At 66.6% G+C, this 18,912-nt stretch carries 17 protein-coding genes; 9 read left to right on the top strand and 8 right to left on the bottom strand.

The genetic code is table 11. From position 1 onward, the window contains the following. Positions 1 to 49 precede the first annotated feature (49 nt). The 4 genes from G6N47_RS05635 to G6N47_RS05620 all read left to right on the top strand — a co-directional run bounded on the left by G6N47_RS05635 (position 50) and on the right by G6N47_RS05620 (position 5,139). A complete protein-coding gene (locus G6N47_RS05635; RefSeq protein ID WP_083133873.1) occupies positions 50 to 1,051 on the top strand; it encodes an LLM class flavin-dependent oxidoreductase in 1,002 nt (333 codons plus the stop codon). A 49-nt stretch (positions 1,052 to 1,100) separates the two neighbouring features. Further along, positions 1,101 to 1,694, top strand: a complete 594-nt coding sequence (locus G6N47_RS05630; protein WP_083133872.1) for a TetR/AcrR family transcriptional regulator — start codon at positions 1,101 to 1,103, stop codon at positions 1,692 to 1,694. 128 nt (positions 1,695 to 1,822) lie between these two features. Next, positions 1,823 to 2,245 carry an MmpS family transport accessory protein gene (locus G6N47_RS05625; RefSeq protein WP_372517546.1) on the top strand — a complete coding sequence of 141 codons (423 nt, stop codon included), beginning with the start codon at positions 1,823 to 1,825 and terminating at the stop codon, positions 2,243 to 2,245. Further along, entirely contained in the window at positions 2,242 to 5,139 is a 2,898-nt protein-coding gene (locus G6N47_RS05620; protein ID WP_083133871.1) for an MMPL/RND family transporter, read from the top strand. Before G6N47_RS05625 ends, G6N47_RS05620 begins: the two co-directional genes overlap by 4 nt. Before the next feature lie 21 nt (positions 5,140 to 5,160). On the opposite strand, the gene G6N47_RS05615 is transcribed toward G6N47_RS05620, so the two are convergent. The 4 genes from G6N47_RS05615 to G6N47_RS05600 are packed head-to-tail and all read right to left on the bottom strand — an operon-like array spanning position 5,161 to position 8,133. Next, positions 5,161 to 5,832, bottom strand: coding sequence for an enoyl-CoA hydratase-related protein (locus G6N47_RS05615; protein ID WP_083133870.1), 672 nt, complete (start codon positions 5,830 to 5,832; stop codon positions 5,161 to 5,163). Further along, the gene (locus G6N47_RS05610; protein WP_083133891.1) at positions 5,822 to 6,460 is read right to left on the bottom strand and encodes a TetR/AcrR family transcriptional regulator; all 639 of its coding nucleotides are present in this window, start codon (positions 6,458 to 6,460) and stop codon (positions 5,822 to 5,824) included. The genes G6N47_RS05615 and G6N47_RS05610 overlap by 11 nt, the downstream gene beginning before the upstream one ends. Positions 6,461 to 6,502: 42 nt before the next feature. Continuing rightward, the gene (locus tag G6N47_RS05605) at positions 6,503 to 6,685 is read right to left on the bottom strand and encodes a hypothetical protein (protein ID WP_083133869.1); all 183 of its coding nucleotides are present in this window, start codon (positions 6,683 to 6,685) and stop codon (positions 6,503 to 6,505) included. Continuing rightward, a complete protein-coding gene (locus tag G6N47_RS05600) occupies positions 6,682 to 8,133 on the bottom strand; it encodes an amino acid permease (protein WP_083133868.1) in 1,452 nt (483 codons plus the stop codon). Before G6N47_RS05600 ends, G6N47_RS05605 begins: the two co-directional genes overlap by 4 nt. A gap of 270 nt (positions 8,134 to 8,403) precedes the next feature. Between G6N47_RS05600 and dnaK the strand changes: the two genes are divergently transcribed. From dnaK to G6N47_RS05580, 4 genes are read left to right on the top strand one after another with little or no spacing between them, the layout of a single operon-like run. Continuing rightward, entirely contained in the window at positions 8,404 to 10,269 is a 1,866-nt protein-coding gene (dnaK, locus tag G6N47_RS05595) for a molecular chaperone DnaK (protein WP_083133867.1), read from the top strand. Continuing rightward, entirely contained in the window at positions 10,266 to 10,919 is a 654-nt protein-coding gene (grpE, locus tag G6N47_RS05590) for a nucleotide exchange factor GrpE (RefSeq protein ID WP_083133866.1), read from the top strand. The genes dnaK and grpE overlap by 4 nt, the downstream gene beginning before the upstream one ends. Positions 10,920 to 10,972: 53 nt before the next feature. Next, positions 10,973 to 12,157 carry a molecular chaperone DnaJ gene (gene dnaJ / locus G6N47_RS05585; RefSeq protein ID WP_083133865.1) on the top strand — a complete coding sequence of 395 codons (1,185 nt, stop codon included), beginning with the start codon at positions 10,973 to 10,975 and terminating at the stop codon, positions 12,155 to 12,157. Further along, positions 12,157 to 12,537, top strand: a complete 381-nt coding sequence (locus G6N47_RS05580; RefSeq protein ID WP_083133864.1) for a heat shock protein transcriptional repressor HspR — start codon at positions 12,157 to 12,159, stop codon at positions 12,535 to 12,537. Before dnaJ ends, G6N47_RS05580 begins: the two co-directional genes overlap by 1 nt. Positions 12,538 to 12,636: 99 nt before the next feature. Here G6N47_RS05580 and G6N47_RS05575 read toward each other — a convergent pair whose 3' ends face one another. The 4 genes from G6N47_RS05575 to G6N47_RS05560 are packed head-to-tail and all read right to left on the bottom strand — an operon-like array spanning position 12,637 to position 16,049. Further along, positions 12,637 to 13,536 carry an aldose 1-epimerase gene (locus G6N47_RS05575; protein ID WP_083133863.1) on the bottom strand — a complete coding sequence of 300 codons (900 nt, stop codon included), beginning with the start codon at positions 13,534 to 13,536 and terminating at the stop codon, positions 12,637 to 12,639. 10 nt (positions 13,537 to 13,546) lie between these two features. Continuing rightward, positions 13,547 to 14,719, bottom strand: coding sequence for an FAD-binding oxidoreductase (locus G6N47_RS05570; RefSeq protein ID WP_083133862.1), 1,173 nt, complete (start codon positions 14,717 to 14,719; stop codon positions 13,547 to 13,549). A gap of 34 nt (positions 14,720 to 14,753) precedes the next feature. Then, complete coding sequence (locus G6N47_RS05565; RefSeq protein WP_083133861.1) at positions 14,754 to 15,425, bottom strand: GAP family protein; 672 nt, start codon at positions 15,423 to 15,425, stop codon at positions 14,754 to 14,756. A 21-nt stretch (positions 15,426 to 15,446) separates the two neighbouring features. Further along, positions 15,447 to 16,049 (bottom strand): Rv0361 family membrane protein, encoded by a 603-nt coding sequence (locus G6N47_RS05560; RefSeq protein ID WP_163659558.1) that lies wholly within the window; start codon positions 16,047 to 16,049, stop codon positions 15,447 to 15,449. Between the two features lie 192 nt (positions 16,050 to 16,241). Here G6N47_RS05560 and clpB point away from each other — a divergent pair, with 192 nt between their 5' ends. Beyond that, complete coding sequence (clpB, locus tag G6N47_RS05555) at positions 16,242 to 18,788, top strand: ATP-dependent chaperone ClpB (protein ID WP_083133858.1); 2,547 nt, start codon at positions 16,242 to 16,244, stop codon at positions 18,786 to 18,788. The last annotated feature ends 124 nt before the right edge of the window (positions 18,789 to 18,912 follow it).

The raw sequence follows: 18,912 nt of genomic DNA, 5'->3' as shown, positions 1-18,912 counted from the left end.
GGTGTTCATGCGCTCATCCTGCGCGCCGAGCTTCAGTAATGTCTGGGCAATGGACATTTCGTGCGCGTTCGCCACCTCGTCGGAGACTCCCGCGCATGTGGAATTGGCGGAAACCCTTGGCTACCAGCGTGCCTGGCTCTACGACTCGCCGGCCATCCTGCCGGATGTGTGGATGGTCCTCAGCCGGTGCGCGGAGCGCACCTCGCGCATCGGCCTTGGACCGGGCGTGCTCGTTCCCAGCCTGCGCCATCCGATGGTGAACGCCGCCGCCATCGCCGAGCTGGTCGCGCAGGCGCCTGGACGGGTGGTCGTGGCGATCGGCTCCGGCTTTACCGGTCGCTTCGCCCTCGGCAAGCGGCCGATGCCGTGGCGGCAGGTTGCCGATTATGTCCGTTGCCTGCGGGCTCTTCTCGCGGGCCAAACCGCCGAATGGGAGGGCGCGGCGATACGCATGCTGCAGCTGCCCGGTTTCGGTGCCGAGCGGCCGATCGACGTGCCGATCCTGATCGGCGCCGACGGCCCAAAGGGTTTGGCCGTGGCGGCCGAACTCGGCGACGGCGTGTTCTCCGCCGCGCTGCCCCAACCCGATGCGGCGAAGGTGTCGCCGTGGCGGGCGCTGCTGACGTTCGGCACCGTGCTCGACGACGGCGAGGAGCTGACCTCGCCGCGCGTTGCCGACGCCGCGGGCCCGGGTGCGGTGGTGATGTATCACGCCATGTATGAACGCGGCGGCGCCGACGTCGTCGACGCGCTACCCGGTGGGCGTGCATGGCGTGAAGCGATCGAGGCCTATCCGCAGAACGAGCGGCATCTCGCGATCCACGAGGGACATCTGGTGAAGGCGAACCCGCGCGACGAGCCGCACGTCGCCGACCTGATCCCGTTTGCCAGCTCGACGGCGTTGACCGGCACCGCCGCACAGATCACGGAGAAGATCGACCGGCTCGCCGCAGCCGGAGTCACCGAGGTCGTCTACCAGCCGGCCGGATCCGACATTGCCCGGGAGCTAAGGGCTTTCGCGTCCGCTGTTGGGGTTGCGGGCATGAGCTGAGACAGTACGGTACTGGACAGTACTACCGGGGCGGCTCTATCGTGGCCCTGTGATCCAACTAGCCGATCCTGCGGCCGAGTCACCGTGGTCGCCCCGGGAGATCGAGCTGCTTGCGGTGACGCTGCAACTGTTGCAAGAACACGGCTATGACCGGCTGACCGTGGACGCCGTCGCCGCCACCGCCCGCGCCAGCAAGGCGACCGTGTACCGGCGGTGGCCCTCCAAGGCCGAATTGGTGTTGGCGGCGTTCATCGAAGGCATCCGCCAGGTCGCGGTCCCCCCCGAGACCGGCACCTTGCGCGGTGACCTACTGCGGCTGGGCGCGGTGATCTGCCAGGAGATTGGCCAGCATGCCGGCACCATCCGCGCCGTCCTGGTCGAAACCTCGCGTAACCCCGCGCTCAACGACGTCATGCAGCGCCAGTTCGTCGAGCAGCGGAGAGCGTTGATTCACCACGTGCTGCGGCAGGCGGTCGATCGCGGGGAAATCAACGAAGCCGCCATCAACGACGAACTGTGGGATCTACTGCCCGGCTATCTCATCTTCCGGTCGATCATTCCCACTCGCCCGCCGACCGCGGAGACTGTGCAGGCCCTGGTCGACGACGTCATCATCCCCAGCCTGACCCGGCCCCTGAAATAAAGTGCCCGATTTCCACAGTGTGAACGACATCGTCTCTTGTGCGGTCCGGTCCCGTACCGTACTGTCTACGCCAGAAGTCGCGTCCCAGCGTCGAAGGGCTACGGGTGAAACGGTTTTCATTTACCCGCGTGCTTAAGCGCTGGTGGATAGTACTGATCACGGTCGTCGTCGTGGCGCTGGCAGGATTCGGCGTCTACCGACTGCACGGCATTTTCGGATCGAACAACGACACGTCGACTCCGACCGGCGTGCTGAACGACAGCGTCCCGTTCAACCCCAAACACGTGGTCTATGAGGTCTTCGGTGACCCCGGGTCGGTGGCGACCATCAACTACCAAGACATCCATGCCACGCCACAGCGCGTAGACCGGGTCCCGCTGCCGTGGAGGTACGAGGCCATCACCACCGACCCGGCCGTCATCGCCAACCTGACGGCGCAAGGTAACAGCAGCACACTGGGCTGCCGCATCATCATCAACGACGAGGTCAAGGACGAGAGGACCGTGAACGCAGTGAACGCCTACACCTTCTGCCTCGACAAATCCGGATGAGTACCCACCACGCCCCGCGAAACCGGCTGCCGCACACCATCCGTCGGCTCGCGGTGCCAATCATCCTGTTTTGGCTCGGCCTGACCGCGTTCACGAATATCGCGGTACCGCGGCTAGAAGCCGTTGCGCAAGCCCACCAGGTGGGCATGAGTTCGCCGAGTGCGCCCAGTCTTCAGGCGATGAAACACATCGGCAAGGTATTTCGACAGTTCGACTCCGACAGCGCGGCCATGATCGTGCTGGAAGGCGACAAGCCGCTGGGAGACGACGCCCACAAGTTTTACGACACGTTGATCCACAGGCTCGAGCAAGACACGAAACACGTCGAGCACATCCAGGATTTCTGGGGGGATCCGCTCACGGCGTCGGCCTCGCAAAGCAACGACGGCAAGGCCGCATTGGTCCAGGTGTATCTCGCCGGTAACCAAGGCGACGCGTTAGCCAGCGAATCCGTCGACGCCGTCCGCAACATCGTCGACCACACGCCCGCGCCGCAGGGCGTCAAAGCCTATGTCACCGGCGCGGCGCCGTTGATCACCGATCAATTCGAGGTGGGCAACAAGGGAATCCTCAAGGTCACGCTCATCACCTTCCTGGTGATCGTGATGATGTTGGCGTGGGTTTATCGGTCCGTCGTCACGACGCTGACGGTGCTTATCACGGTCCTTGTCGAAATGGCCGCGGCGCGCGGGGTCGTGGCTGTTCTGGGCAACCTCAATCTGATCGAGCTCTCCACTTTCTCGGTCAACATCCTCACGCTGCTGGCCATCGCCGCCGGCACCGACTACGCGATCTTCGTCCTCGGCCGTTATCACGAAGCACGCGCAGCGGGCGAGGACCGAAAAACGGCCTTCGACACCATGTTTCACGGCACCGCACACGTCGTCTTGGGCTCGGGCCTGACCATCACCGGGGCGGTGTTCTGTCTGAGGTTTGCCCGCCAGCCCTACTTCGAATCGATGGGCATTCCCTCCGCGGTGGGGATGCTGGTGTCGGTTCTGGCCGCGCTCACCCTGGCGCCGGCGGTGCTTGCGGTGCTCAGCCGGTTCGGTCTGCTCGAGCCGAAGGTCATGATGCGGACGCGAGGCTGGCGGCGCATCGGCACCGCGATCGTGCGCTGGCCGGCGCCCATTCTCGCGGTGACGATCGCTGTCGCGCTGATCGGTCTGCTTGCGCTGCCGGGATACAAGACGAGTTACGACTCCAAGCCTTACCTGCCGGCGGCGACGCCGGCCAAGGTCGGCTACGCCGCCGCCGAGCGCCACTTTTCGCAGGCCCGGCTGAATCCCGAGCTGCTGATGGTCGAGGCGGATCACGACCTGCGTAACCCCGCCGACATGCTGGTCTTGGAACGGGTGGCGAAAAACGTCTTCCACACCCCGGGCATCGCGAAGGTGCAGGGGATCACCCGGCCGTTGGGAACGCCGTTGGACCACAGCTCGATCCCGTTTCAGCTCAGTCAGCAAAGCGTCGGTCAAGTCATGAACCTGGAATACCAGAAGGACCGCGCAGCCGATCTGCTCAAGCAGGCCGCCGAGCTGAGGAAAACCGTCGGCATCCTGCAACAGCAATATGCGCTCCAAAAGCAAAGCGCCGCAGCCACACACGAGCAGACCCAAAGCTTCCACGACACGATCGCCGTCATCGAGGACCTGCGAGACAAGATCGGGAATTTCGACGACTTCTTCCGGCCGATCCGCAGCTATTTCTACTGGGAGAAGCACTGCTACGACATCCCGGTGTGCTATGCGCTCAGGTCAGTTTTCGACGCCATTGATGGCATCGACGAACTCACCGACCAGTTCCAGAACATCACCGCGTCGCTGGACAAGCTGGACGCGCTCCAGCCGCAACTGGTCGCGTTGATACCACCGCAGATCGAAAGCCAGATGACGAATCTGTCGCTGACGCTGTCGAACTACGCCACCAACTCCGGGATCAATGCCCAGTCGGCGTTCGCCAACGACAATCCGGCCGCGATGGGACAAGCGTTCGACAAGGCCAAAATCGACGATTCCTTCTACTTGCCCCCGGAGGTTTTCTCGAACCCCGATTTCAAGCGTGGGGTGAAACTGTTCATGTCGCCGGACGGCAAGGCCGCGGAAATGATCATCACCCATGACGGTGACCCCGCCACGCCGGAGGGCATCAAGCACGTCGACCTGATCAAGAACGCGGCAAAAGAGTCCGTCAAGGGAACTATTCTCGAGGGCTCCCACATCTATCTCGCGGGAACCGCGGCGACCTACAAAGACATTCAGGACTCGGTCAAATACGACCTGATGATCGTCGGAATCGCGGCGTTGAGCCTGATTTTGCTGATCATGCTCATCATCACCCGAAGCCTGGTGGCCGCGATCGTCATTGTCGGCACGGTGGCGCTGTCGCTGGGCGCCTCGTTCGGCCTGTCCGTCCTGGTCTGGCAGGACATTCTCGGCATCCAGTTGTATTGGGTTGTGTTGGCGCTGGCCGTCATTCTGCTACTGGCGGTCGGATCCGACTACAACCTGCTGCTGATCTCCCGGTTCAAAGAGGAAATCCATGCCGGCCTGAAGACCGGCATCATCCGCGCGATGGCCGGCTCGGGTTCGGTGGTGACGTCGGCCGGTCTGGTGTTCGCCGCGACGATGTCGTCGTTCGCCTTCAGCGCGTTGGTGATTCTCGCCCAAGTGGGTACCACGATCGCGCTGGGTCTGCTGTTCGACACGCTGATCGTGCGATCGTTCATGACCCCGACAATCGCGACGCTGCTCGGCCGCTGGTTCTGGTGGCCGCTACGCGTACGCCCGCGCCCGGCCAGCCAAATGCTGCAGCCCTACGGGTCACGGCCCGCGGTTCGCCAGCTCCTGCTGTGGGACGACCCCGAGGACGTCGGCGCTGCGGCGTCCCGGTGAACCGACTGTGCGCCAGTGGATTCACTCTCGACGGCCGGGATCCGTCGTCAATGCCTGCACCGCCGGCCCGAACATCGTCTGCTTGATGGCGCCCAGCGTGCCGGCGTCCTTGTCGCCCAGTGGACGCAGTAGCTCGACCGCGGCGGCGGTCACCGCACCCTCGGAGGCGGTCGCGTCGACCAGGCCGTGGGCTTCGGCGTCGGTGCCGCCGAAGCGCCGACCGGTCGTCATCGAGGCGACCGCCGCCCGCGGTGTGAGCTTGGCCTGGATCAGTGCCGCCATGCCCGGCGTGAACGGGATGCGGATGTCCACCTCGGGAAAGCAGAAATAGCCGCGGTCTGCCCGCATCACCCGAAAGTCGTGCGCCAGGGCCAGCATTGCCCCGGCACCGAATGCGTGGCCCACCACCGCCGCGGCGGTCGGAATGGGCAGTGTCAGCATCCGGGCGAGCAGGCCCTGCACCCGCCCGACATACCACTGGGTCTGCTCGCCGTGCGCGCTCAGCCAGTCCAGGTCCAGCCCGTTGGTGTAGAACTTGCCGCTTGCCGTCGTCACCAGACCGTGCGCCCCGCCGCCGACGATCTCGTCGAGGTGAGAGTCCATGGCGTCGAGAAAGCCAGGCGCGAACCGGTTTTCGTTGTCGCCGAGATCAAGGACTGCGATCTTGTCTTGGTAGCTCAGGCTAATGCCCATCGGTTTTCCCTTTCCGTGGCGGTGGTGGTCCAACGGCCAAAACTGCCCGCACGGCCGCGCGCAGATGCTCGCGGGCCGTCGTGTTGCCCAAGCGGTCTCGGCGCAGCAGGATGGCGGTCGGTAAGTCGACAATGCAAGTGGTGATGGCGTCGACGGCGCGGGCATCCTTGCGGTCCCAGACGCCGGCCGCGAGCCGGATCATCAGGCCGACCAACGAGTGGTCGAGATCCCTTAATTCAGCGGCGATTTCGTCGGGCAACTCCGAGTCGGGCAACTCCTCGCGTCGCACCGTCAACAGCAGCTTGGCCGAATCCGGATACCGCTCGGCGAACACCACAGGGGCTTCGGCCGCGGCCACCACGGCGTCCACTGCGGACGGACGGTTCGGTTCGGCCAGCACCTCGTCGACCAATGTGGTTTGCAGCGTGAGGAATCGGCGTCCGGCCCGCAGCCATGCCTGCCCCATCAACCCGGCACGCGACCCGAACGTGTGGTACACCGCGCCGTTGGAAACCCCGACTGCGGCGCTTATTGCGCGGATGGTCACCGCGGCCGGACCGGACGATGCCGTCAGAGACTCGACAGCGTCGAGCACCCGATCGGGGTCGTGGACACGAGGGCGGGGCACACCCGGGAGCATAACAGAGCGTTCGCTCTGTTATGTCGGCGGCTACGAGAAGTCGCGGAACGCGAGCGCAAAACCGGCCGCCGCGATGACTGCGGCTGTGCCATAGCCGACGAGCGACAACCAGCCGGCGTGTAGGTAGGCGGTGACGGCCACGATCGCGATGGCGAGAAGAACCATCGCCATCCCATACAGCGGCGGCGTGGCCGCATATCTGTTGCGGCTCATGGGTTCACCTCCTGAGCTGCGGCCATCACCCGGCGGCGGACCAGGTACCAGCCCCCGACTAAGGCGGGAGTACCCAGCACCAGGGTTCCGATAATCCAGGCGCCGCGCTGATCGTCGATCATCATCAACACCAGCACGCCCGCCAGGAATGCCAACGTGGCATAGCCGCTGTAGGGAGCCAACGGCATCCGGAACCTGGGGCGCTGCATGTGACCGGCCTTGGCTCTGCGGTACATCCGGATCTGGCAGGCCACGATTGTCGCCCAGGCCGCCATGACGCCCAATGCGGCGATGTTGAGCACGATTTCGAAAGCCTGCCCCGGCTTGATCGCGTTGAGCACGACGCCGAAGAGCCCGATCACGCTGGTCAGCAGGATACCGCCATAGGGCACACCGTTTTTCGACATCCGCGCGGTGAACTTCGGGCCGCTGCCGTTCATCGCCAGGGAACGCAGAATCCGGCCGGTGGAATACAGCCCGGCGTTCAGGCTGGAAAATGCCGCGGTCAGCACCACGACGTTCATCAGGGTGCCGGCGCCGCCGAAGCCGATCTTGGAAAAGAACGTCACGAACGGGCTTTCGTGGTCTTTGTAGGCGGTATAGGGCAGTAGCAGTGCCAGCAGCAGGACCGACCCGACGTAGAAGATCGCGATGCGCGCCACCACCGAATTGATCGCACGCGGCATGATCTTCTCCGGCTCGGCCGTCTCGCCCGCGGCGGTGCCGACCAATTCGACTGCGGCATAGGAGAATACGACTCCGGACGTGACCAGCACCAGCGGAAAAAGGCCGGTGGGCAAGAACCCGCCGTTGTCGGTCCACAGACTCAGCCCGGTCTCCTGGCCTTCGATCTGGTAGCGCCCGGCCAGGTAGACGGTCCCGACGACCAGGAAAGTCATCAGCGCTACCACCTTGATCAGCGCCGCCCAGAATTCCAGTTCGCCGAAGATCCGCACCGAGATCATGTTCACCGAGACCACCGCGACCAGCGCGATCAGCGCGAGCGTCCACTGCGGGATCACATGGAACGCGGACCAATAGTGGAAGTACTTCGCGATCGCCGTCGAGTCGACGATCCCCGTCATCGACCAGTTCAGGAAGTACATCCAGCCGGCGACAAACGCCGCTTTCTCGCCGAAGAACTCGCGGGCGTAGGAGACGAACGAGCCCGACGACGGGCGGTGCAGCACCAATTCGCCGAGCGCGCGCAGGATCAGGAACACGAAGCCGCCGCAGATCCCGTATGCCAGGAACAGTCCCGGTCCGGCCGAGGCGAGGCGCCCGCCGGCACCCAGGAAGAGCCCGGTGCCGATGGCGCCGCCGATTGCGATCATCTGCAGCTGGCGCGGTCGCAGATCGTGGTGATAACCCGCGTCCTCGCGGGTGAGGAGGTCGGCCGGAACCTTCTCGGGTACTGCCGGAGCAGGCGTGTCAGGCAGCGGTGGCATCGGGTTCCTATCTTTGGGGCGGATCGCTGCGATGCGGGCATACCCGAGGAACCGGGTGGTGGAAAGGGTATCCGACAGTGCCGCGGACGCCGTCCGGTATTGGCCGCGGCGTCGGGAACAAACCGGACGGTCGCGCCGTTGACCAGTTCGACAACTTGAGTGAACTAGGCTCAACTACGGCTTGACAGCACCGCACCGGTCGGAGCAGGCTTGAGCGTGGTTCACTCAGTGTAGTGCAATACGAAGCTCGACTATCAGGGAGGATTCACCATGGCTCGTGCGGTCGGCATCGACCTCGGGACCACCAACTCCGTCGTCTCAGTTCTGGAGGGTGGCGATCCCGTCGTCGTCGCCAACTCCGAGGGCTCCCGAACCACTCCGTCGATCGTCGCGTTCGCGCGCAACGGTGAGGTACTGGTCGGCCAGCCCGCCAAGAACCAGGCGGTGACCAACGTCGACCGCACCGTGCGGTCGGTCAAGCGGCACATGGGCACCGACTGGAAGATCGAAATCGACGGCAAGAAGTACACCGCGCAGGAGATCAGCGCTCGCATTCTGATGAAGCTGAAGCGCGACGCCGAGGCCTACCTCGGCGAGGACATCACCGACGCGGTGATCACCACACCCGCCTACTTCAACGACGCCCAGCGCCAGGCGACAAAGGAGGCGGGCCAGATCGCTGGCCTGAATGTGCTGCGGATCGTCAACGAGCCGACCGCGGCCGCCCTGGCCTACGGGTTGGACAAGGGCGAGAAGGAGCAGCGGATCCTGGTGTTCGACCTCGGTGGCGGCACCTTCGACGTGTCGCTGCTGGAGATCGGCGACGGCGTCGTTGAGGTCCGCGCCACCTCGGGTGACAACCACCTCGGCGGTGACGACTGGGACGACCGGATCGTCAACTGGCTGGTCGACAAGTTCAAGGGCACCAGCGGCATCGACCTGACCAAGGACAAGATGGCCATGCAGCGGCTGCGGGAAGCGGCCGAGAAGGCCAAGATCGAGCTGTCCAGCTCGGGCAGCACGTCGATCAACCTGCCCTACATCACCGTCGACGCGGACAAGAACCCGTTGTTCCTCGACGAGCAGCTGACCCGCGCGGAGTTCCAGCGCATCACCCAGGATCTGCTGGACCGCACTCGCCAGCCGTTCCAGCAGGTGATCAAGGACGCCGGCATCTCGGTGTCGCAGATCGACCACGTGGTGCTGGTGGGTGGTTCCACCCGCATGCCCGCGGTGACCGATCTGGTCAAGGAGCTCACCGGCGGTAAAGAGCCCAACAAGGGCGTCAACCCCGACGAGGTTGTCGCCGTGGGTGCCGCGCTGCAGGCCGGTGTGCTGAAGGGTGAGGTGAAAGACGTTCTGCTGCTTGACGTTACGCCGCTTTCGCTGGGTATCGAGACCAAGGGTGGCGTGATGACCAAGCTGATCGAGCGCAACACCACGATCCCGACCAAGCGGTCGGAGACCTTCACCACGGCCGACGACAACCAGCCGTCGGTGCAGATCCAGGTCTATCAGGGTGAGCGCGAAATCGCCGCGCACAACAAGCTGCTCGGCTCCTTCGAGCTGACCGGTATCCCGCCGGCGCCGCGCGGCGTGCCGCAGATCGAGGTCACCTTCGACATCGACGCCAACGGCATCGTGCACGTCACGGCCAAGGACAAGGGCACCGGCAAGGAGAACACGATCAAGATCCAGGAGGGCTCCGGCCTGTCCAAGGAAGAGATCGACCGGATGATCAAGGACGCCGAGGCGCACGCCGAGGAGGACCGCAAGCGTCGCGAGGAGGCCGACGTCCGCAACCAGGCCGAGACGCTGGTCTACCAGACGGAGAAGTTCGTCAAGGAGCAGCGCGAGGCCGAGGGTGGCTCGAAGGTTCCGGAAGACGTCTTGAGCAAGGTCGACGCCGCGGTCGCGGACGCCAAGAAAGCGTTGGAGGGCACCGACATCGGCGCGATCAAGTCCGCGATGGAGAAGCTGGGCCAGGAGTCGCAGGCGCTCGGCCAGGCGATCTACGAGGCCACCCAGGCGGCGCAGGCCGCCAGCGGCGGCCCCAGCGGCGGCGACGGGTCCGGCGGCAGTGCCGACGACGTTGTCGACGCGGAGGTGGTCGACGATGACCGGGAGGCCAAGTGACGGAAGGCAACCCACGCGAACAGGTAACGGTCACCGACAAACGGCGGATTGATCCGGAAACCGGCGAGGTACGCCACGCAGCTTCCGAGCCGGCCCCCAGCGGGCCGGCGCCGGAAGCTGCGACGGCGTCGGCAGCGCCCGACACCGCCGACAAGGTCGCCGAGCTGACCGCCGATCTGCAGCGGGTGCACGCCGACTTCGCCAACTACCGCAAGCGCGCGCTGCGCGACCAGCAGGCCGCGGCGGACCGGGCCAAGGCAGGAGTGGTCAGCCAATTGCTGGGCGTGCTCGACGATCTCGATCGCGCGCGCAGCCACGGTGACCTCGAGTCGGGCCCGCTGAAGTCGGTCGCCGACAAGCTGACCAGTGCGCTGAACGGAATGGGGTTGACGGCGTTCGGCGCCGAGGGCGACGACTTCGACCCGGCGCTGCACGAGGCCGTCCAGCATGAAGGTGACGGGGCCGAAGGCTCCAAGCCGGTGATCGGCCACGTCATGCGGCAGGGCTACAAGCTCGGCGACCAGATCCTGCGGCATGCGCTGGTCGGCGTGGTCGACACCCTGGCTGACGATGGTGCTGCCGACGCCGAGCCGCCCGCCGACGCCAATGCCGGTGAGCAGAACGCAGAGTCAGAACCGTCGGAGAATTGACGACAGGTTTAATAAGCACACAACTCCAGGAAGGTGAGAGGGGGTGACGCGGAATGGCCCAACGCGAGTGGGTCGAAAAAGACTTCTACAAGGAGCTGGGCGTCTCCCCTGACGCCAGCCAGGACGAGATCAAGCGGGCCTACCGCAAGTTGGCCTCCGAACTGCACCCAGACCGCAACCCGAACAACCCCCGCGCCGCAGACCGGTTCAAGGCCGTCTCCGAGGCCAACAGCGTGCTGTCGGATCCGGCCAAGCGCAAGGAATACGACGAAACTCGACGCCTGTTCGCCGGCGGCGGATTTGGCCGCCGCTTCAACGGCGGCGGCGGCGGTTTCGGCGGCTTCGGGATGGGCGGCGACGGCGTCGAATTCGACCTGGGCGATTTGTTCGACGCCGCGGGCCGCACCGGCGGAACCAATATCGGCGACCTGTTCGGCGGCCTGTTCGGGCGGGGGGCGTCGGCGCCCCGGCCCAGCCGGCCCCGGCGCGGCAACGACCTGGAGACCGAAGCGGAGCTGAGCTTCGTGGAGGCCACCAAGGGCGTGGCGATGCCGCTGCGGTTGACCAGCCCCGCGCCGTGTACCAACTGCCACGGCAGCGGAGCGCGGCCGGGCACCAGCCCGAAGGTATGCCCCACCTGTAACGGCTCGGGTGTAATCAGCCGCAACCAAGGCGCTTTCGGCTTTTCCGAACCCTGCACCGACTGCCGCGGCAGCGGGTCGATCATCGAGCACCCCTGCTCGGAGTGCAAGGGCACCGGCGTCACCACCCGGACCCGCACCATCAACGTGCGGATCCCGCCGGGTGTCGAAGACGGGCAGCGGATCCGGCTGGCCGGTCAGGGTGAGGCGGGGCTGCGCGGCGCCCCGTCGGGCGACCTGTACGTCACCGTGCACGTGCGGCCCGACCCGGTTTTCGGGCGCGACGGCGACGACCTGACCGTGACCATCCCGGTCAGCTTCAGCGAATTGGCGCTGGGCACAACGCTTTCGGTGCCGACGCTGGACGGCCGGGTGGGGGTTAAGGTGCCCAAGGGCACCGCCGACGGCCGCACCCTGCGGGTGCGCGGCCGCGGAGTGCCCAAGCGCAGCGGCGGCAACGGCGACCTGCTGGTCACCGTCAAAGTCGCCGTCCCACCGAACGTCGACGGCGCCGCCAAGGAAGCGCTGGAGGCCTATGCCGCCGCCGAGCGGGCCAGCGGCTTCGATCCTCGGGCCGGATGGGCAGGTAATCGCTGATGGCCAAGAAGTCCAAAGAGCAAGATTCCCGGACATTCCTGATCTCGGTGGCCGCCGAGCTGGCCGGCATGCATGCGCAGACGCTGCGCACCTACGACCGGCTCGGCCTGGTCAGCCCGCAGCGCACTTCCGGTGGGGGACGGCGGTATTCGCAGCGAGACGTCGAATTGCTCCGTGAGGTGCAGCGGCTCTCCCAGGACGAGGGCGTCAACCTCGCCGGCATCAAGCGCATCATCGAGCTGACCAATCAGGTCGAGGCGCTGCAGGCCCGTCTCAAGGAGATGGCCGCCGAGATCGAGGTGCTGCGCGCCAACCAGCGGCGCGACCTGGCGGTAATGCCCAAGAGCACCGCGGTCGTGGTCTGGCAGCCCCGGCGCTAACCGGTGCTCAGTAATGCGGCGTTGGCACTGGGCCTTCGAAACCATCCGTTTCACCGAGCGTGTATCTGTGGCGAGAAAACGGCGTAAATCCCGCCGTAGTTACACGTTCGGTGAGCCGACCCGGATCGAGAACTGTGCGACGGCCGAGTCGCCGGGCTGTGCCACCCGATAACCGCCGCGGCGCAGTGCATCGGTGGGCGCGGCCATCGGCTCGAAGCACACCACATCCTCGCCCGGCGGCGCGAAGACCTGCGCCGCCGGATACCCCTGGTCGAAGCGAACCTCGATGCGCCGACCGCCGCCGGACACCGCGAACACCGCGCCGCCGGGCACCTGGTCGTAGCCGTCGTCAAAAGTCTTGTCGCCCAACGGCTCCGTGACCGCCTGCTGGCTGGTCGACTCGCAGGTGGGCAGTCCGTGTGCGTCGAGTTTCAGGTGTTGCAGCGGCGGGGTCTCGATGATCCACTCGGTGCGCGGCACGCCGGGCAGTTGCAGATACGGGTGAAAGCCGTAGCACAGCGGAACGGCCTTGCCCGCGGTCGGTGTCACCGCAGTGCGCACGGTCAGCGTGCGCTCGGATAGCCGCACGGTAAGCGCCAGCAGATGCGGAAACGGGAAGCTGGCGAGCAGATCTGCGTCGGCGCCGAAGTCCACTTCGGCGGTCAGCTCGTCGTCCGTCTGCGCCACCACGCGCCAGCCGGGGTAGGCGGCCAGCATGCCGTGGATCGGCAACCCGTTCGGGTCGGTGCGAAATGTGTTGGGCGCCAACGTGACCGTTTCATCATCGACTGCATAGGTGGTGCCGCTCAACCGATTCGCCCACGGGTACAGCAGCGGAATGCCCATCGTCTTGCCGTCGGCGACGTAGGCGTCCAGGCCGCGGCGCTGCCCGAGCAGCTGCACACCGGCGTCGGTCAGCGAGACGCCGATCATCCCGGAGCCCGGTACGAACTGTGCCTCGACGGGCGCCGACGGGTCGCGCAGCGTGACGATCTCCATGCTGACGAACTTAGCTCGACAGCGGGTCGTGCTGGATGCGCTCGGGCGGCGCTCCTTTGGCGATCAGCGCCGCCTTGGTGGCGCGCACCATCGCCGGCCCGCCGCAGATCAGGATCTGCCGATCGCCCCACCCGCCGTATCGGGTGACCACCTCGGGCAGCCGGCCGGTCTGGCGCACGTGCAGCCCGCGCGGCGGCGTCACGTCGGGATAGTCGCGGGCCCACTCCGGGTCGGCGGTGTACTCCGAAACGGGCGACACCGACAGCCACGGGTTGTGCGCGGCGATCTGCCACAACGTGGGCAGGTCGTAGAGCTCGCACGGATAGCGACCGCCGAAGAACATGTGCACCCGCGGGTTCTCGCCCCAGCGGGCGAGGTCCATCACGATCGAGCGCAGCGGCGCCAGGCCCGTGCTGCCCGCCACCATCAGCACGTCGCCGCCGTCGCGGTCGACCTGCAGTGCGCCGTGCGGACTGGACAGCCGCCAGCGGTCACCGGGCTGGGTTTCGCCGACAATGGCGGTGCTGACCAGGCCACCCGGTACCGCCCGCACGTGGAATTCGATCGCGCCGCCCTCATCCGGCGGGATGGCCGGCGTCAGGTAGCGCCAGCGCCGCGGGCACTGCGGCACCGCGACGTTGACGTACTGGCCTGGGTGGTAGTGCAGCGGGCGGTCCAGCTGCAGCCGCACCACCGCGAGATCGCGCGACACCCGTAGGTGTTCGATCACGGTGCCGTCCCACCACGCCGGCCCGTCCTCGGCGTCCGCGGCGCCGCTCATCACGCCGGTGATCAGGTTCAGCGACTGCCGCGCCGCCTCGTCGACCGCGTCGGTCCAGGCGTCGGCCAGCTCGTCGCGCAGCGTGGCATACAGTGCCTGCCGCAAGGTCTCGTAATGCTCGGCGGCCACACCGTATTTGCGGTGGTCGCGGCCGAGCTGAGCCAAAAACGCCACTGGCGCCTGAGCCCGCTGCGCGACGAGTTCGCCGTACACCCAGTTCATCGCGTGCGCGAACGCGGCCCGCTGGCCCGCCATCTCCGGCGGGAACTTGTCACGCAGTGCGACGTCGAGGGAAAACCAGCGGGTGTAGAAGCGGCCGATCAGGCTGCTGGCGTCGCGTGCGGCCTCCTCGTTGAAGGCGGCACGCAACACCCGCAGCGCATCCCGGTCTTCTAGGCCCACGGGCGACGATTTTATGCGCGTTCACGCCCGCCGGTTACAGCGCGTGAATGCCCTTGTACAGCACCAACAGTCCCATCACGACCAGGAGGGCCGCGAGCATCGCCGCGTTGTGCCGTTCCATCCAGTCCTGGAGCCGGGCCAGCGGATCGTCGAGGCGTTCACCGGCCGCGGCGTAGGCCAGCACCGGGATCGCGACCGTCGAGGCGGCGACGGCGACGAAGAACGCCGCCGCTATCCAAGCGCGGGTGAGGCCCAGCCCGGCGCTGCCGATCACCAAACCGGCTGCGGCGCAAAGCAACAGCACCTCGAGGCGCACGACGGCCAGCACCGCCCCGGTGATTGCCGCGCGCCCGGGAGTCAGGTTGGTGAGCGATCGCATCCACCGGGGAGCATCGGTGTGGCGATGACGGGTCAGCCACCGCAAGGCACCGAACACGATGAGCGCCGCACCCACGACGATCCGTAGCCACGACGCCCAGGCCGGCGGCGACTTATGCAGGCCGCCGAGCAGACCGGACAGCGAGACGAACAGGGCCGTCAGCGCCGCCAGGGCCAGCAGCCAGCCGCCGAGGAACGCCAGGCTGCTCGGCCGTGGCCGCGGCGTGTGCAAGATCAGCACGGCAGGGACGATCGACAGCGGCGAGAGGGCGATCACCAGGGCCAGCGAAAACAGCCCGGTCAGCTCCGAGCCCCAGCCGTCTGCCACGCCAGAACCGTAACCGTGCGATCAAAGGCACAGCTTCCATTCGCCGTTTTCTTTGGCGAACGTCATCTGCGAGTCGCGGGTTCTGCCATTGACCGTGCCGGTGATCGTGGCGGTGGCCTTGTCACCGTTGACCTGAATGGATTTCACGGTGATCGGTCCGTGCGATTTGCCTCCGCCCGGCGGCTTCATGTCCGGATGAGCCTGGCTCACCTGGTCGATGATCTGCTGCATCTTGGTGCACCACAGGCCGCGAAACGCCGTCACATCGGAACTGTTGGTGTCGGCTGCCTTGCTGATCAGCGCCCGGATCTGGTCGTCGTCGGACTTCGGCTTGGACGACCCCACCGTCACAAGGAGCACCACGGCAACGGCCACCGCCGTCAGGACGGCGATGATCCCGCCCACGATCCACACAGTCCGGTTTCGCCGACGCACACCGGGTGGCGGCGCTCGCCATCCGGCAGGGCTGGGAATCCAGTCCGGCGCGGCCGACGGCGCCGGAGGCCACGCAGAGGGCGGTTGCCAGCCCGGTTGCGGCGGGTATCCCTCTTGCGGCGGGTACGGCCCTTGCGGCGGGTACGGCCCTTGCGGCGGATACGGACCCTGCGGCATTTGCGGTGGCATCGGGGGCCCTTGTGGTGGCATCGGCGGCGGATAGCTCGACATAGCGATTCATTTTGCGGCATTGCCCGCGTTTGATCGCGAAGGCCCATGCCGTCGACGCGTCGAAATCGCTAGACTTGAGCGGAACAGACTCAACCTTGACGGCGTTGAACATCGCGACAAGCATTTTTACCCGTACCGATTGGAGGTGTCGTGGACTCTTTCAACCCGACAACCAAGACTCAAGCGGCGCTGACCTCGGCGCTTCAGGCGGCATCGGCCGCCGGCAACCCCGAGATCCGGCCCGCTCATCTGCTGTTGGCGCTGCTGACGCAGAACGACGGGATCGCTGCGCCGCTGTTGGAGGCTGTCGGCGTAGAGCCCGCCGCCATCCGCACCGAGGCGCAGCGCCTGCTCGACCGGCTACCGCAGACCAGCGGGGCGACCACGCAACCGCAACTGTCCCGCGAGTCGTTGGCCGCGATCACCACCGCCCAGCAGCTGGCCACCGAGATGGACGACGAATACGTGTCCACCGAGCACCTGATGGTCGGGCTGGCCACCGGCGACTCCGACGTCGCCAAGCTGCTGACCGGCCACGGCGCCTCCCCGCAAGCGCTAAGGGATGCGTTCGTCAAGGTGCGCGGCAGCGCCCGGGTCACCAGCCCCGAGCCGGAAGCCACCTACCAGGCGCTGGAGAAGTACTCCACCGACCTGACCGCGCGTGCCCGCGACGGCAAGCTGGACCCGGTTATCGGGCGGGACAACGAGATTCGTCGCGTCGTGCAGGTGCTCTCCCGTCGCACCAAGAACAACCCGGTGCTCATCGGTGAGCCCGGTGTCGGTAAGACCGCGATCGTCGAAGGTCTTGCGCAGCGCATCGTGGCCGGCGACGTGCCGGAGAGCCTGCGCGACAAGACCGTCATCGCGCTGGACCTCGGCTCGATGGTGGCCGGTTCGAAGTACCGCGGCGAATTCGAGGAGCGGCTCAAGGCCGTGCTCGACGACATCAAGAACTCGGCCGGGCAGATCATCACGTTCATCGACGAGCTGCACACCATCGTCGGCGCCGGCGCGACCGGCGAAGGCGCGATGGACGCCGGCAACATGATCAAGCCGATGCTGGCCCGCGGCGAGCTGCGGCTGGTCGGCGCCACCACGCTCGACGAGTACCGCAAGCACATCGAGAAGGACGCCGCGCTGGAGCGGCGCTTCCAGCAGGTCTACGTCGGTGAGCCGTCGGTGGAAGACACCGTCGGCATTCTGCGCGGCCTGAAGGACCGCTACGAGGTGCACCACGGTGTGCGCATCACCGACTCGGCGCTGGTCGCGGCGGCGACGCTGTCCGACCGCTACATCACCGCGCGGTTCCTGCCGGACAAGGCCATCGACCTGGTAGACGAGGCCGCTAGCCGCTTGCGCATGGAGATCGACTCGCGGCCCGTCGAGATCGACGAGGTCGAGCGGCTGGTCCGCCGCCTCGAGATCGAGGAAATGGCGCTGGCCAAGGAAGAGGACGAGGCGTCGCGCGAAAGGCTGGAGAAGCTGCGGTCCGAGCTGGCCGACCACAAGGAAAAGCTGGCCGAGCTCACCACCCGCTGGCAGAACGAGAAGAACGCCATCGACACCGTTCGCGAGCTCAAGGAGCAGCTCGAGACGCTGCGCGGCGAGTCCGAGCGCGCCGAGCGCGACGGCGACCTGGCCAAGGCCGCCGAGTTGCGTTACGGGCGCATCCCCGAGGTCGAGAAGAAGCTCGAGGCGGCGCTGCCGCAGGCCGAGGCCCGTGAGCAGGTCATGCTCAAGGAAGAGGTCGGCCCCGACGACATCGCCGACGTGGTGTCGGCGTGGACGGGCATCCCGGCCGGGCGGCTGCTGGAGGGCGAGACCGCCAAGCTGCTGCGGATGGAGGACGAGCTGGCCAAGCGCGTCGTCGGGCAGCGCAAGCCCGTGCAGGCGGTCGCCGACGCGGTGCGGCGTTCTCGCGCAGGCGTGGCCGACCCGAACCGGCCGACCGGGGCGTTTATGTTCCTCGGGCCGACCGGTGTGGGTAAGACCGAGCTGGCCAAGGCGCTGGCCGAGTTCCTGTTCGACGACGAGCGGGCGATGGTCCGCATCGACATGAGTGAGTACGGCGAGCGGCACTCGGTGGCGCGGCTGATCGGGGCCCCGCCCGGCTACGTCGGTTACGAGTCCGGCGGTCAACTCACCGAGGCGATCCGCCGCCGGCCCTACTCCGTGGTGCTGTTCGACGAGATCGAGAAGGCCCACCAGGACGTGTTCGACGTGCTGCTGCAGGTTCTCGACGAGGGCCGGCTCACCGACGGGCAGGGCCGCACGGTCGACTTCCGCAACACGATCCTGATCCTGACGTCGAACCTCGGGGCGGGCGGCAGCGAGGAGCAGGTGATGGCCGCGGTGCGTGCCACGTTCAAGCCGGAGTTCATCAACCGGCTCGACGACGTGCTGATCTTCGAGGGCCTCAACCCCGAGGAGCTGGTGCAGATCGTCGACATCCAGCTCGAGCAGCTGGGCAAGCGGCTGGCGCAGCGGCGACTGACCCTCGAGGTGTCGTTGCAGGCCAAGCGCTGGCTGGCGCAGCGCGGGTTCGACCCGGTGTACGGGGCGCGCCCGCTGCGGCGGCTGGTGCAGCAGGCCATCGGCGACCAGTTGGCGAAGATGCTGCTGGCCGGCGACGTCCACGACGGCGACACCGTGCCGGTGAACGTCAGCCCCGACGGCGAGTCGCTGATCCTGGGTTGAGCTCGAACGTCGACTTGTTGTGGCATTTCCAGCGGAAATCGCCCAACAAGTCGACGTTCGGCGTGACGGGGTTGTGACCTGCAAGCATTCGTGATTGTGGGCCAGTAGCAAGTACGCTAGGCCC

The sequence above is a fragment of the Mycobacterium branderi genome, assembly GCF_010728725.1.
Classification (GTDB): Bacteria; Actinomycetota; Actinomycetes; order Mycobacteriales; family Mycobacteriaceae; genus Mycobacterium; species Mycobacterium branderi.
The sequence above is the reverse complement of the archived record's forward strand: the minus strand, read 5'-3'. Positions and strand labels throughout refer to the sequence as shown.

Bases quoted from the DNA above. Each gene is read 5' to 3' on its own strand.
- G6N47_RS05615 (WP_083133870.1), bottom strand. From the start codon at position 5,832: ATGGGCATTAGCCTGAGCTACCAAGACAAGATCGCAGTCCTTGATCTC.
- dnaJ (WP_083133865.1), top strand. From the start codon at position 10,973: ATGGCCCAACGCGAGTGGGTCGAAAAAGACTTCTACAAGGAGCTGGGC.
- G6N47_RS05635 (WP_083133873.1), top strand. From the start codon at position 50: ATGGACATTTCGTGCGCGTTCGCCACCTCGTCGGAGACTCCCGCGCAT.
- G6N47_RS05575 (WP_083133863.1), bottom strand. From the start codon at position 13,536: ATGGAGATCGTCACGCTGCGCGACCCGTCGGCGCCCGTCGAGGCACAG.
- G6N47_RS05605 (WP_083133869.1), bottom strand. From the start codon at position 6,685: ATGAGCCGCAACAGATATGCGGCCACGCCGCCGCTGTATGGGATGGCG.
- G6N47_RS05580 (WP_083133864.1), top strand. From the start codon at position 12,157: ATGGCCAAGAAGTCCAAAGAGCAAGATTCCCGGACATTCCTGATCTCG.
- G6N47_RS05620 (WP_083133871.1), top strand. From the start codon at position 2,242: ATGAGTACCCACCACGCCCCGCGAAACCGGCTGCCGCACACCATCCGT.
- G6N47_RS05560 (WP_163659558.1), bottom strand. From the start codon at position 16,049: ATGCCACCGCAAATGCCGCAGGGTCCGTATCCGCCGCAAGGGCCGTAC.
- dnaK (WP_083133867.1), top strand. From the start codon at position 8,404: ATGGCTCGTGCGGTCGGCATCGACCTCGGGACCACCAACTCCGTCGTC.
- G6N47_RS05600 (WP_083133868.1), bottom strand. From the start codon at position 8,133: ATGCCACCGCTGCCTGACACGCCTGCTCCGGCAGTACCCGAGAAGGTT.